Here is a 13,119-nt window from a genome sequence, read left to right on the forward strand (position 1 = left end):
ATACACCCCTGCCTATTCACTATAGGACGCTCGCAAATTCCGACGCCATCAGGTCCGAGCCCGATTCTGCCGCTCGGGGCGCTCGCGGCGGTGCGGCGGGCCGAGCGCACGACCAGGGACGGCGATCCGCACGGCGAAAGCTGACACCGACTGGTTGGGCTTCGCCGCAAAGGTTGGGTGCCGGGCCGCCGATGCGCGCGGCGGAGGATGGCATCCAGGAGGCCGGCGGGGGACGAGGGGGCGCGATGACATCCCGACGGACAGCCGGCACGCTCGCGGAGGTGGCGCGGTGACGCGAACCGGGCACGTGACCCGGATGGCGCTCCTGATCGCCCTCGCCGCGGCGGCGACCATGGCCGTGCGGATTCCCGTCCCGAAAACCGGCGGCTACATCAACATGGGCGACGCGGTGATCTACATCACGGCACTGCTGTTCGGCAGGACGTACGGAGCGGCCGTCGGTGGAATCGGCTCTGCCCTGGCCGACTTTCTCGGCGGGTACGCGGTGTTCGCTCCCTTCACGTTGATCATCAAGGGACTCGAGGGGTTCCTCGTCGGGGCCCTGGGGTCGTGGCGCGGCTCCGGGGACGCCGGGCGCCCGTACCTCGGTGCCGTCGTGCCGATCGTCGCGATCTGCGTCGGGGGAGCCGAAATGGTCGCGGGGTACTTCATCGCGGAAGCGTACCTGCTGCACCTGGGCGTGGGCGCCGCCGGGTCGGAGGTGCCGGGCAACATCGCTCAGGTGCTTGGCGGGCTCGTCCTCGCCCTCATCATTGCGCCGGCACTCCGGCGCATCGTCGCGGGGCGCTCCGAGCCCTGAACGCGGCGGATCGTCGTGCACGCACCCGGAACACGCCGATCGGGTGTATGCCGGATTGATCCGCGCGGCCGGCGGGCGTATTCAGATAGGTAGGGACGACGACGGTCAACATGCGGGTCGGATGAGGAAAGGACGGTCCTCACGGTGACGGGAGACGTACGTTCTGCGCAAGACGGCCCCGGTGCCGTCACGCCTGTCACCGACGGCGCCAGGGCTCCCGAGCCGGCCGTTCGCACCCGCGACCTCACACGACGCTTCGGCACGTTCACCGCCGTCGACGCGGTATCCATTGAGGTGCAGCACGGCGAAATCTTCGGGCTCATCGGGCCGAACGGGGCCGGAAAGAGCACCATGATCAAGATGCTGACGACGCTGCTGCCCCCCACCTCGGGCCATGCCTGGGTCGCCGGATTCGACGTGGCCGCTCAACCGTCTCTCGTGCGCCGCCGGATCGGCTACGTGCCGCAGCTGCTCTCGGCCGACGGCACGCTGACCGGGTACGAGAATCTTCTTCTCTCCGCTCAGCTCTACGACATCCCCCACCACCGCCTGGCCGAGCGCATCCGAGAAGCCCTCGCGATGGTCGGGCTGGAGGACGCCGCGAACGACCAGGTGAACCGCTATTCGGGGGGCATGGTGCGAAGCCTCGAAATCGCGCAAGCCACCTTGCATCGCCCGACGGTGCTCTTCGCGGACGAACCGACCGTGGGGCTCGATCCCGTCGCCCACATGGCGGTCTGGGAGCACCTCCATGAGCTCCGACAACGCCTCGGAATGACGCTGCTCGTCACCACGCACAACATGGAAGAAGCCGACCAGCACTGCGACCGGGTGGCGGTCATGCATCACGGCCAGGTCGTAACCGTCGGCTCCCCCGCCGCCCTGAAGGCCCGGGTGGGTCTCGCCGCGAGCCTGAACGACGTGTTCATTCACTTCACCGGCGCCAAGCTCGAAGAAGGGGGGAACTTCCGTGACGTTCTACGTGCCCGCCGCACCGCCCGACGCCTTTCCTGAACCTCCGGCGGCCCTCACGTTTCTCCGCCACGTGTCCGCGGTGGCCGGGGCTGAGATCCGGAAGCTCCGTCACGACCCGCTCGAACTGCTGAGTCGGGCCATTCAGCCGACGCTGTGGCTGGTGGTGTTCGGCCAGGTCATGGCCCGGCTGCGAGGCGTCCCCACCGGGCGCCTCACCTATCTGGACTTCATGGCCCCCGGCATCCTGGCGCAGAGCGTGTTGTTCATCGCAATCTTCTACGGCATCGCCACCATCTGGGAACGCGATCTCGGCATTCTCCACAAGCTGCTCGTCAGCCCCGCGACCCGGACCGCGCTGGTTCTGGGCAAGGCGCTGTCGGCGGGCGTCCGCGCCCTCTCGCAGGCTGTCATCGTCTACGTCCTCGCCGTGCTGATGCGCATCGACGTGAACTTCCACCCCATGAACGTGATCGGCGTGCTCGTGCTGATCATCATGGGGTCCGCGCTCTTCTCCATGTTCTCGGTCGTCATGGCCTGCCTCGTCAAGACGCGCGAACGGTTCATGGGCATCGGGCAGATCCTGACGATGCCGCTGTTCTTCGCCAGCAACGCGATCTATCCGATCAGCCTGATGCCGGGCTGGCTGCGCACGCTCTCTGCGATCAACCCGCTCACGTACCAGGTGGACGCCCTCCGGGCGCTCATGGTCACGGGCGGCGTCAGCACCCTCGGCCTCGGGGTCGACTTCAGCGTGCTGCTGCTGGGCGTCGCCGTCTTCGTCGGGCTCGCCGCACGGTTGTATCCGAGCATGGTGACGTGAACCGCGCGGGAACCGCGCGCCATGAGACCGTACAGAGGAGGAAGCCGACATGGTTGTGAAGGATTGGATGAGCAGCCCGGTCGTCACCGCCGCCCCGACGGCGAGCGTCTCCGCGGCGTTGAAGCTCATGTTTCAGCGAAAGGTCCACCGTCTCCCGGTCGTCGACGACCACGACAAGCTGGTCGGCATCGTGACGCGGGGCGCCCTCCTCGAACTGGACACCCCGTCGACCACCACCGCCATCGGCGCCGTGATGACCCCCACGCCGTTCACGACGCACCCGCTCACGCCGGTCGAGCACGCGGCCACGCGCATGCGAGATCTGCGGGTCGGGGCGCTGCCGGTGCTGGAGGACGGCCGGCTCGTCGGGATCATCACCGAGAGCGACATCTTTGACGCGTTTCTCGAGCTGCTGGGGGTCGGGCGCGGGTCGACGGTCACGATCGCCCTGGGGAACCTCGCCGCGGACCTCACGCGCGCGCTCGACACGATCGCCGCAGCCGGGGTGCCGCTGAACGGCGTGACGTCGCTCGCCCACCGCGGGAGCACGTTTGCGTTGTTCTCGGTGGACGAGAAGAATCGCCGCGCGCTGGTGCAAGCGCTGGCCAAGGTCGGCTTGAACCCGGCGGAGACGCACGTTCCGGGATAAGTGCATCGATCCGGGGACATGCGGTGCGCGGCCCGCCGGAAGGACCCCGGCGGGCCGCGCGATCATCTCCCGCACATCGCGGGGTTAGGCGGCTGGCACCTGTGGCACCTGCACGACCGGCGCCGCCTTTGTGGGTTTCACGCGGAGCCGCCAGGCGGCCAAGAGCGCGAGGATCAGCACGACCGCAAGCCCCGCGAAGCCGAACCGGCCGGCCGTCACGAGCACCCACGTCATCGGGCTAGACCCGTCCATCAGAGAGGAGATGCTCGTGGTCCCGGCGGGGAACTTGAACCCCGCCTGCTGGGCCGCGACGGTGAGCACCGGCGAGATCCACGTCGAGATGTAGAGCCCGACGCGCTCAGGATCGCGGCCAGCGCGCCGGGCTGCTGGAAACTGGCCACGAGATCCTGCAGGACGCCCACCATCGCCTCGGCCTGGTGAACGGCGAGCATAAACACGATCCGCACCGGCACCGTGTTCCCGGGGTTCCCCATTTCGCCGAAGGCGACGGGGGGCGGACCGCGCGGCGATTGCAATCGCCGGCTCCCGCACGTGCTCGACGTCGGCGTGCGGAATGGCCACCCCGATGTCGCCGACGGCCAGCCCCGTCGGGAAGGTGCGCTCCCGCGCGACCACCGCATCCTCGTACGTCGGGTGGACGCGCCCGGCGACGCGCAGGTCCTCCGCTAGACGACGGAGCACGTCCTCCCAGGTCGCCGCGGGGAGCGTGAGCCGGATTAAATCGTCGGCGAGCAGCGTGCCGAGTTGCATCGTGCGCATCTCCCCTGCGGTCGGGCGAACTCCCCTTCTCAATTACGCCGTCAATACCTGCCGGACCGCAGCCACGATGTCCTCCTGTTGCGGCACGGCCGCCCGCTCGAGCTCGCGATTGTACGGGATCGGACACTCTTGGCCGCCGAGACGGACGATCGGCGCCTGGAGACTGTACAGCGCCTCGCTCTCGGCGATTCGCGCCGCGATTTCCGCCCCGATCCCTAGCGTCTTTACCGCCTCGTAGACGATCACCACGCGACCCGTCTTGCGAACCGACGCGAGAATCGTGTCGGTGTCCAGCGGACGCAGCGTTCGAGGGTCGATGACCTCGACGCCGACGCCGTCCTGCGCCAGCGCGTCGGCCGCCGCCAGCGCGCGTGTGACCATGCCGGAGGTGGCCACGATCGTCGCGTCGGCGCCCTGCCGCTTCACGTCCGCCAGGCCGAGCGGGATTGCGGCGGCTTCCTCCGGAACGGGACCGCGAGTCCGGTACAGCAGCTTGTGCTCGAAGAAGATCACCGGGTTGTCGTCGCGGATGCTGCTGATCAACAACCCCTTGGCGTCCGCCGGCGTGGACGGCGCCACGACCTTCAGCCCCGGCACGTGCGCGAACCACGCTTCCAGGCTCTCGGAGTGCTGTGCGGCGGCGCCGGTCCCGGATCCGCCCGGCGTCCGCACCACCATCGGCACACGGGCCTTACCTCCGAACATGTACCGAATCTTGGCGGCCTGCAGCACCAACTGCTCCATCGCCAGCGTGATGAAGTCCGAAAACTGGATCTCGAGCACGGGTCGAAGCCCGGTCACGGCCGCGCCGATGGCACACCCCGTGATCGCCGCCTCGGAGATCGGCGTGTCCCGGATCCGCTCTGGACCGAACTCGGCGAGCAGCCCGTCGGTCACGCCGAACGCGCCCCCGTACACCCCGATGTCCTCGCCGAGCATGAACACGCGTTCGTCGGACCGCATCTCCTGACGCAGCGCTTCGCGCACCGCCTCCGCGTACGACAGTTCCCTCGTCATGCGTACACCCCGTCCAACAGCGTAGCCGGGTCCGGCTCCGGGCTGGACTCGGCGAACCGCACGGCGTCATCGATCGCCTCCCGCGCCCGTCCCGCGAAAGGTTCCGCAGCCGCCGCCGACAACACCCTCTCCGCAATCAGGCGCTGTTGAAACAGCACAATCGGGTCGCGCGTACGCCAGTCCTCGACCTCCTCGCGCGTCCGGTACCGCTGCGCATCGCTCTTGCTGTGCCCGCGATACCGGTACGTCAGGCACTCCAGCAGCGTGGGGCCCGCGCCTCGGCGGGCACGCTCCACCGCCCGCGTCGCCGCATCGTAGACAGCCAGCACGTCCATCCCGTTCACCTGCTCCCCCGGCAGGCCGTAGGCGGCCGCGCGGTCCGCAATGCGTTCGATCTTCATCGACGTGTGCACGGGCATCGACATCGCATACTGGTTGTTCTCGCACACGTAGACGACCGGGAGCGTCCACACGGACGCCAGGTTCAGCGACTCGTGGAACGCCCCCTCGTTGGCGGCCCCGTCGCCGAAAAAGACGACGCACACCTGCGTCCCGCGGCGTATGTGAATGGACAACCCGACCCCCGCCGCAAGCGGGAGGCCTCCCGCGACGATGCCGTTGGCGCCCAGGATGCCTTCGTCCACGTCGGCGATGTGCATGCTGCCGCCGCGCCCGCGGCAATAGCCGGTCTCCTTCCCCAAGAACTCGGCCATCATCCGGCGCACGTCGGCGCCCCGCGCGATGCAGTGTCCGTGTCCCCGGTGCGTGCTGAGGAGGTAGTCGCCCGGGAGCAACGCCGCGCACACACCCGTCGCGACCGCTTCCTGCCCCGCGCTGAGATGCATCGTGCCGTGCACGCGGCCGTGCGCAAAGAGGTCGTCCGCCCGCTCCTCGAACGCACGGATCAGGTACATCGTCTGGAGCATCTTTACCGCGCTATCCGTCGAAAGCCCCTGCAGCGCCACCAGCGTTCCTCCTCATCGCCGCCCGGCCGACGAGCCGCATCTCTGCCGCTCCGGCTCCGTCACGGCCCCACTCGTCCCGACCCGCGGTGTGTCGCCCAGCCTGGTTGCCGCCGCCCGCGTGCTACTCCGATGGCGGGTGTTCGAGACGGCTGCACAGATCGTCGAGGAACCGCGCGCCGTCGGCGCCGTCGGCAATACGGTGGTCCACCGCAACCGTCAGCTCGCACACCGGTCGCACGGCCACGACGCCGTCCACGACCCACGGCCGCAGGCGGACGGCTCCCACGGCGAGGATCGCGGATTGCGGCGGGTTAATCAGCGCCGTGAACGTGTCGACGCCAAGCATCCCGAGATTGCTCACGGTGAAGACGGCGTCGTGGATCTCGGTCATCCCGAGCTCGCCGGCCCGCGCCCTGGTCGCCAGCGCCTCGATCTCGCGGTGGATCACCGCGGGATCCTTGTGTGACGCGTCGCGGATCACCGGTACGATCAGCCCGTCGGACGTGTCCACCGCGATGCCGATGTCGATCGCATCGTGGACCGCTACCGTCTCCCCGTCGAACGACGCGCGCATGCGCGGGTGCCCTCCCAGCACGCGGGCCGCCGCCCACACGATCACGGCCGTATAGGAGGTCGCGCCCCGTGCCGCGGCCGCCGCGGACATGTCGACGGCGCGCGTCAGGTACACGTGCGGAATCTCCCTGGCGCTCCGCAGCATGCGCTGCGCAATGGTCCGCCGACGCGCCGACAGACCGACACCCGACGGGCGCGCCCGCGCGGCGAGCGCCGCGCGAACGTCGGCCTCCGTCACGCGCCCGGCGGGGCCGGTCCCCGTGATGGCCGACAGGTCGAGGCCCGCGTCGCGGGCGAGGCGACGCGCGACCGGCGTCGCCTCGCCCGGGCGTCCGCCCGGGGACGTCCCCGTGGGGCCGGCCGCGACCGCACGAGGCGAACTCGCCGGTCCCGCCTCCCCGGGCCGCGGCGGCGCGGCTGGCGGTGCTTCTGGCGGAGACTCGCCGTCGCCCAAGATGTACGCGATGACGGTCGTGGTCGCGACAGTGTCGCCAGGGGCGGCACGGATCCCTCCGAGCCGCCCCGACGCCGGCGCCTCGAGTTCCATGTTGACCTTTTCCGTCATGACCTCGGCGATCGGTTCACCCTGCGCCACCGCCGCGCCCTCTTCCTTCAGCCAGCGGAGGATCGTCCCTTCCTCCATCGTCATCGAGAACTTCGGCAGGATCACCGGAGTTGCCATCGCCGGACCACTCCTTTGGGTGCCGTAGGGCACGGTTGCGCGAACAGCCACCGGGCCGCCGTTCCCGGCGACCCGGCTCGAGCACATCGAGGGCACACACGCCTACCCACGCCGCCTGAGTCTGACGAGGTGCCAGCTGCCTATGGACTAGCCATCCGTGCCGAGTCGCGACGCCGTGGCGCGTGTCCCTCTTCGACGCGGCTGCCCGCGGCGCCGCGCGCGTTTAGTCAGCGACGCGGCACGTGATGCGGTCGTCGATTTGGACCACGCCATCGATCGCCTCGACCACACGCCGCGCCAGCTCTCGCTCGCATCGCGACTCCACCACACCCTCGAGGGACACGACGCCGTTCCGCACCCAGAACCGGAGGTGACTAAGATCGATCCGGACCCCGTCGCGGAGCACCTGCCGCACGGCGGTCGCCACCGCCTCGTCGGGCCGCACGAGACCCCGAAGCACGTCCGCGCGGGATACGATCCCGACGAGCCGCCCGTTCCGCACGACGGGGATCCGCTTGATGCGCTTGCGCAGCATCAGCTCCGCGATCTCACGGACGGAGGCATCGTCCCCAACGGTGATGACCGGTGTGGTCATCAGATCGCCCACGGTGACCCCGTGGGATTTCTCGATCCGGGCCGGCCGCTCCGCAGTCGCTTCGCCAAATGCGGTCCGCGGCGTCGCGTCCGCCGTCTCCTTGTGCAGCAGGTCGCCCTCGGTCACGATCCCGAGGATCTCTCCGTGCTCGGAGACCACGGGAATCCCGCTGATCCGACGGGTCAGCATCAAATTCGCCACCTCGCGGACGTCGGCGGTAGGTCCCACGACCTCGACCGGGGACGTCATCACGTCTACCGCGGTCAAGTTACGCTGTGCGTCCTTCGTGGTCGACATCATCGGTGTCCTCCCCCCGGGTGCGCGACGCCCGGCGTCCGCCGTCGCCTATCCGTGCGGTACCCGACCGTCTTCCGCCTCCCGGGCCTGCTGGGCCGCGGCCACCACCCGGCGTGCCGCGCAGATCCGGTCCCGCGCGACCCGCTCCAGTTCGTCTCGGCCGAGCCGCAGCCTCGCCACACCTGTCTCGATCGCCTTGGTGCCAACCGCGGCTGCCACCCGCGGGTACACTTCCCACGCCGTCATGGGAGGGATCACCGCGGTCTCGCTCACGCCCATCTCGACGGCGCAGCGAGCGATCTCCTTGGCAGCTTCGATGCACATCTCGTCGGTGATCGTCCGCGCGCGTACGTCGAGGACGCCGCGGAAGATCGCCGGGAATCCGAGCGAGTTGTTGACCTGGTTCGGGAAATCCGAGCGCCCGGTGCCCACCACGCGGGCTCCCGCGGCGTGCGCGTCCCACGGCCAGATCTCAGGCTCGGGGTTCGCGCAGGCGAATACGATGGCGGAATCGTTCATCGTACGAATCCACTCCGGCCGGATGCTCCCGGGACAGCTCGCCGCGAGTGCCAGAACCACGTCCGCACGCCGCATCGCCTCCGGGATACCGCCCTGCCGGTCCTCGGCGTTCGTCGCGCGGCACATCATCCACTTGTCCGGATACGCCCCGATCAGATCCGTCCGGCCACGGTGGAGCAACCCCTTCGTATCACACATGTAGATGCGTCCCGCATCCGCCCCGGCCGCGATCAACAGCCGCGTGGTCGCGATACCCGCCGCCCCCGCTCCGACCACGGCGATGACGACCTCGTCGAGACGTTTGTCCACAACCCCAAGCGCGCCCAATAAGGCCGCGAGCGTCACGGTGGCCGTCCCCTGCTGATCGTCGTGGAACACGGGGATGTCCAGTTCGTGGCGCAACCGGCTCAACACGTGAAAACAATCGGGCTGCCGGATATCCTCCAGGTTGATGCCGCCGAAGCTGGGCGCGATCAGGTGCGCCGCCCGGATCACGTCCTCCGCGTCGTGCGTCTCGATGCACAGGGGAATGGCGTCCACCCCGCCCAGGTACTTGAACAGGAGCGCCTTGCCTTCCATCACCGGCATCGCCGCCGCAGGGCCGATGTCACCCAGCCCGAGCACGCGCGACCCGTTCGTCAGGATCGCGACGCTGTTGCCGCGGTTGGTGAGGCTGAAGGACAACGCGGGATCGTCGCGGATGGCGAGGCACGGTTGAGCGACGCCGGGCGTGTACCAGATGCTGAACGCGTCCTGGCCGATGATCGGCACCTTGGGGACCATTTCGATCTTCCCGTGGTACGCCAGGTGGAGATCGAGCGCTTGTTTGTCATACCGTCGAGTCTGCACGGCGGAATCAGGTTGATTGCCCATTGCCGACAACACCCCTCTTTGAGATCACTTGGCGCGGAACCAACCGGCCGCACCCGCCGGCGGATCGTGGCTAGGCCGCGCGCCCCGCGTCGAGCGCGTCCTTCCATTCCTGCAGCGCGACACGCTTCGCCCAGCGCGCGAGATCGACCGCGCGGTCGAGCGCGGTGAGAGCGTCCTGGACCTGGCTCGTGAGCATCCCGGGCCCCTCAAGTCTCGCCCTGGCGCGGCGCAGGTCCCCGGCGGCGCTGAGGAGCCGTTGCTCGATCGTCACGTACGTCAGGAACTCCTCGTCCACGCGCATCACGGCCCTCACCTCCTCCCGGTCCAGCCTACCAGGCCATAGCGCCTCGACCCATCGGGCGCCGGACCGATTCGGGCGCTGGGCTGGACGGATCGCCCCTCCCGGCCCGGCGCACGCCACGTGAACGAGGGGGGGCGCTCGCCGGCCGTGAAGTAAGGGCGAAGACGCGGGTCCTGGACCCCGGGAGGCCGACGCATGGATGCGACCGATCTGTGCTTTACGCCCGCTCTTGAGCTGAAACGCTTGATCGCCGACCGGCGGGTGTCGCCGGTCGAACTCGTCGACGCGCTTCTCGCCCGCATCGAACGTCTGAACCCTACCCTCAACGCCTATCTGACGGTGACGGCGGATCGCGCTCGCGCCCAGGCGCGCGAGGCGGAGGCACGCGCTCGAACCGACACGCTGCGAGGTCCGCTGGACGGCATCCCCTACGCCCTCAAGGATCTCGAGCCCACCGCGGGGATCCGCACGACGTACGGCTCGAAGTTCTTCGAGCACCACGTGCCCGACGAGGACGGCGTCATCGCGGAGCGTCTCAGGAAAGCGGACGGCATCCTGCTCGGCAAGACGAACACGCCCCACTTCGGCCATAAGGACATGACCGACAATCTGATCGGTCCCCCGTGTCGGAATCCCTGGAAGCTGGACCGGACGCCAGGAGGATCCTCCGGAGGCGCGGGCGCCGCGGTGGCGGCGGGGCTGATTCCGATCGCGCACGGCTCGGACGGGGCGGGGTCGATCCGGATCCCGGCGGCGTTGTGTGGTATCTACGGGCTCAAGCCCTCGTTCGGACGCGTGCCCTACCATCCGAACGCGGACTACTGGTCCGCCCGGTCCCACAACGGCCCGATGACTCGTACGGTTCGGGACGCGGCGCTGGCGTTGGCCGTCATGGCGGGTCCCGATGCGCGCGACCCGTTGACGATCGACGCGCCCCCGGAAGACTACCTCGCCGCGTGCGACGGCGATCTCACCGGACTGCGCGTGGCCTGGAGCGGCGACCTGGGGTTCGGCGCCGTGGATCCGGATGTGCGCCGCATCGCCGAAGCGGCGGCGCGGCGGTTCGCCACCGCAGGGGCTACGGTCGAGGCCCCCGCGGTGGACTGGCCCAACCCCCGCGATTTTCACAAGATCATCTGGGAGGTCGGGGTCGCCGCGCGGAACATCGATCGCGCGGTCGAGCGCCCGGATTGGATCGAGCCGAGCCTGGCGCAGATGCTGCTCAACGCCGGACAGTTGAGCGCGATCGAGTATCAACAAGCGCTGCTGGCGCGCACCGAGTTTCAGAACGCGGTCCGACGCTTCTTCGAGACGTACGACCTGCTGCTGACGCCGCAGATGCCGGTCGGCGCGTGGTCCGCGGAGCCGGGTGCCGTCCAGGGACCTCGTGAGATCGACGGCCGGCCGACCCCCACCATCTTCGACCGGCTCCCGTTCACCTACCCGTTCAACCTGACCGGCCAGCCGGCCGCAACGGTACCGTGCGGCTTCACGTCAGAGGGACTGCCGGTGGGCCTGCAGATCGTCGGGCGGTGGCACGCGGACGCGCTGGTGCTCCGGGCGTCGGCCGCGTTCGAGGCGATCCAACCGTGGGCGCAACACCGGCCGCCGGTGGGCTGAGGCGCCGTGGATCTGATCATCCGGCACGGCACGGTCGTTGATGGCACCGGCGCCCCGAGCGTACGCGCCGACGTCGGCATCGCAGGGGGCGAGATCGTCGCGATCGGCGACCTGCGGCACCGACGCGGGGCCGCCGAGTGGGATGCGCGGGACCGCGTCGTCGCGCCCGGCTTTATCGACATGCACACGCACTGCGACTTCACGATCTTCGAACGGCCGCAGGCAGACAGCTATCTTCTCCAGGGCGTGACGTGCATCGTCGTGGGCAACTGCGGGTTCTCTCCCGCCCCGCTGGAACCCCGCCGACTCGACGAGGTGCGGCAGTTCGCCGGGTTATTCGACGCCGATCTCCCGTGGTCGTGGCGCACGTTCGACGAGTACCTCTCGGCCGTCGAACGGGAGCGGCCGGGCGTGAACGTCGTCTCGCTGGTCGGACTCGGGGCCGTGCGCATCGCCGCGATCGGCTTCGAGCAGCGCCCGGCGGCCGCGGCCGAGATCGCCGAGATGGCGCGGTTGGTCGAGGACGCGATGCGGGCCGGCGCGCGCGGGGTCAGCACCGGGTTGATCTACCCACCGGGCTCCTTCGCGGACACCGAGGAGGTCGTCGCGGTCGCGTCCGCCGCGCGGGCGGCGGGCGGCTTCTACTCGTCCCACATCCGGGGCGAAGGCCACACGCTGCTCCCAGCGATCCGCGAGGCGCTCGAGATCGGCCGACGCGCCGGGCTCCCGGTTCACGTGTCGCATCTCAAGGCCGCCGGGCGGCGCAACTGGGGTAAGGTCGCCGACGCGCTGCGCCTCCTCGACGAGGCCCGGGCGACGCAGGACGTCACCTTCGACCAGTACCCGTACACCATGGGAAGCACGTTGCTGGCCGCCGGCATGCCGCAGTGGGCGCACGACGGCGGGATGCGCGCGCTGCTGCGCCGCCTCCGCGACGGTGTCGCGCGGCAGCGGATCGGCGCCGAGATCGACGCGGGCCTCCCCGGATGGCACAATCTCATCGGCGAGGCCGGCTGGGATCGGGTCTTCATCTCCAACAACCCGGCCCATCCGGAATTCAACGGCCGGACGCTCGCAGAGATCGGGCGACTGTGGGGCCGGACTCCCTGCGACGCCGCCTTCGATCTCTTAGTCGACAGCGACGGCGCGGTCGGCATGGTGGTCGGGATGATGTCCGAGGACGACGTCCGCACCGTGATGCGGCACCCGCTGATGCAGGTCGGGTCCGACGGTTGGGTCATGGGGCCGCACGGCCGTGCGGCGACCGCCCGGCCACATCCCAGGAGTTACGGCACGTTTCCGCGGGTGCTGGGCCCCTACGTACGTGACGAGGGCATCCTGACGCTCGAAGAGGCGGTGGCCCGCATGACCAGCCGGCCCGCTCGACGGCTGGGGCTGCGGCGCCGTGGGATCGTGCGGGTCGGGATGATCGCGGATCTCGTGGTGTTCGACCCGGTCCGGGTACGCGACACGGCCACGTACGCCGACCCGCACCGGTTTCCCGACGGCATCACGGCGGTCCTGGTGGGCGGGCGGGTCGCCGCGCGCGACGGGGCGCTCACCCCCGCTCGAACCGGCCACGTCCTCCGCGGCGGCCGGGCGGCCTGAGAACGGCCCGGCCGTGGACGCCGGA

At 69.7% G+C, this 13,119-nt stretch carries 12 protein-coding genes and 1 pseudogene; 6 read left to right on the forward strand and 7 right to left on the reverse strand.

The genetic code is table 11. The annotated features are described in order from the left end of the window. The first annotated feature begins 289 nt into the window (after nt 1-289). From VKZ50_02155 to VKZ50_02170, 4 genes and pseudogenes are all read left to right on the forward strand, one after another. Nucleotides 290-820, forward strand: coding sequence for an ECF transporter S component (locus tag VKZ50_02155; protein ID HLJ58513.1), 531 nt, complete (start codon nt 290-292; stop codon nt 818-820). A gap of 225 nt (nt 821-1,045) precedes the next feature. Next, nucleotides 1,046-1,834: pseudogene (locus VKZ50_02160) on the forward strand (ATP-binding cassette domain-containing protein). A gap of 31 nt (nt 1,835-1,865) precedes the next feature. Further along, on the forward strand, nt 1,866-2,615 hold the full coding sequence (locus VKZ50_02165) for an ABC transporter permease (GenBank protein ID HLJ58514.1): 750 nt from the start codon (nt 1,866-1,868) through the stop codon (nt 2,613-2,615). A gap of 49 nt (nt 2,616-2,664) precedes the next feature. Further along, nucleotides 2,665-3,264, forward strand: coding sequence for a CBS domain-containing protein (locus VKZ50_02170; protein HLJ58515.1), 600 nt, complete (start codon nt 2,665-2,667; stop codon nt 3,262-3,264). Nucleotides 3,265-3,348: 84 nt separating this feature from the next. Here the strand turns inward: VKZ50_02170 and VKZ50_02175 are convergent, their stop codons facing one another. The 7 genes from VKZ50_02175 to VKZ50_02205 all read right to left on the reverse strand — a co-directional run bounded on the left by VKZ50_02175 (nt 3,349) and on the right by VKZ50_02205 (nt 9,869). Next, entirely contained in the window at nt 3,349-4,035 is a 687-nt protein-coding gene (locus tag VKZ50_02175) for a PTS sugar transporter subunit IIA (GenBank protein ID HLJ58516.1), read from the reverse strand. 42 nt (nt 4,036-4,077) lie between these two features. Next, nucleotides 4,078-5,061 (reverse strand): alpha-ketoacid dehydrogenase subunit beta, encoded by a 984-nt coding sequence (locus VKZ50_02180; GenBank protein HLJ58517.1) that lies wholly within the window; start codon nt 5,059-5,061, stop codon nt 4,078-4,080. Then, the gene (locus VKZ50_02185) at nt 5,058-5,987 is read right to left on the reverse strand and encodes a thiamine pyrophosphate-dependent dehydrogenase E1 component subunit alpha (GenBank protein ID HLJ58518.1); all 930 of its coding nucleotides are present in this window, start codon (nt 5,985-5,987) and stop codon (nt 5,058-5,060) included. The genes VKZ50_02180 and VKZ50_02185 overlap by 4 nt, the downstream gene beginning before the upstream one ends. Nucleotides 5,988-6,147: 160 nt before the next feature. Next, nucleotides 6,148-7,281 carry a dihydrolipoamide acetyltransferase family protein gene (locus VKZ50_02190; protein ID HLJ58519.1) on the reverse strand — a complete coding sequence of 378 codons (1,134 nt, stop codon included), beginning with the start codon at nt 7,279-7,281 and terminating at the stop codon, nt 6,148-6,150. A gap of 223 nt (nt 7,282-7,504) precedes the next feature. Next, the gene (locus VKZ50_02195; protein ID HLJ58520.1) at nt 7,505-8,176 is read right to left on the reverse strand and encodes a CBS domain-containing protein; all 672 of its coding nucleotides are present in this window, start codon (nt 8,174-8,176) and stop codon (nt 7,505-7,507) included. 45 nt (nt 8,177-8,221) lie between these two features. Beyond that, nucleotides 8,222-9,565, reverse strand: coding sequence for an NADP-dependent malic enzyme (locus VKZ50_02200; GenBank protein ID HLJ58521.1), 1,344 nt, complete (start codon nt 9,563-9,565; stop codon nt 8,222-8,224). 70 nt (nt 9,566-9,635) lie between these two features. Next, the gene (locus VKZ50_02205; protein HLJ58522.1) at nt 9,636-9,869 is read right to left on the reverse strand and encodes a hypothetical protein; all 234 of its coding nucleotides are present in this window, start codon (nt 9,867-9,869) and stop codon (nt 9,636-9,638) included. A gap of 192 nt (nt 9,870-10,061) precedes the next feature. On the opposite strand from VKZ50_02205, the gene VKZ50_02210 reads away from it, so the two are divergent. Then, the gene (locus tag VKZ50_02210) at nt 10,062-11,486 is read left to right on the forward strand and encodes an amidase family protein (protein HLJ58523.1); all 1,425 of its coding nucleotides are present in this window, start codon (nt 10,062-10,064) and stop codon (nt 11,484-11,486) included. Nucleotides 11,487-11,492: 6 nt separating this feature from the next. Further along, nucleotides 11,493-13,094, forward strand: coding sequence for an amidohydrolase family protein (locus VKZ50_02215; GenBank protein HLJ58524.1), 1,602 nt, complete (start codon nt 11,493-11,495; stop codon nt 13,092-13,094). Nucleotides 13,095-13,119 lie beyond the last annotated feature (25 nt).

It is taken from the genome of bacterium (genome assembly GCA_035295165.1).
GTDB lineage: Bacteria > Sysuimicrobiota > Sysuimicrobiia > Sysuimicrobiales > Segetimicrobiaceae > JAJPIA01.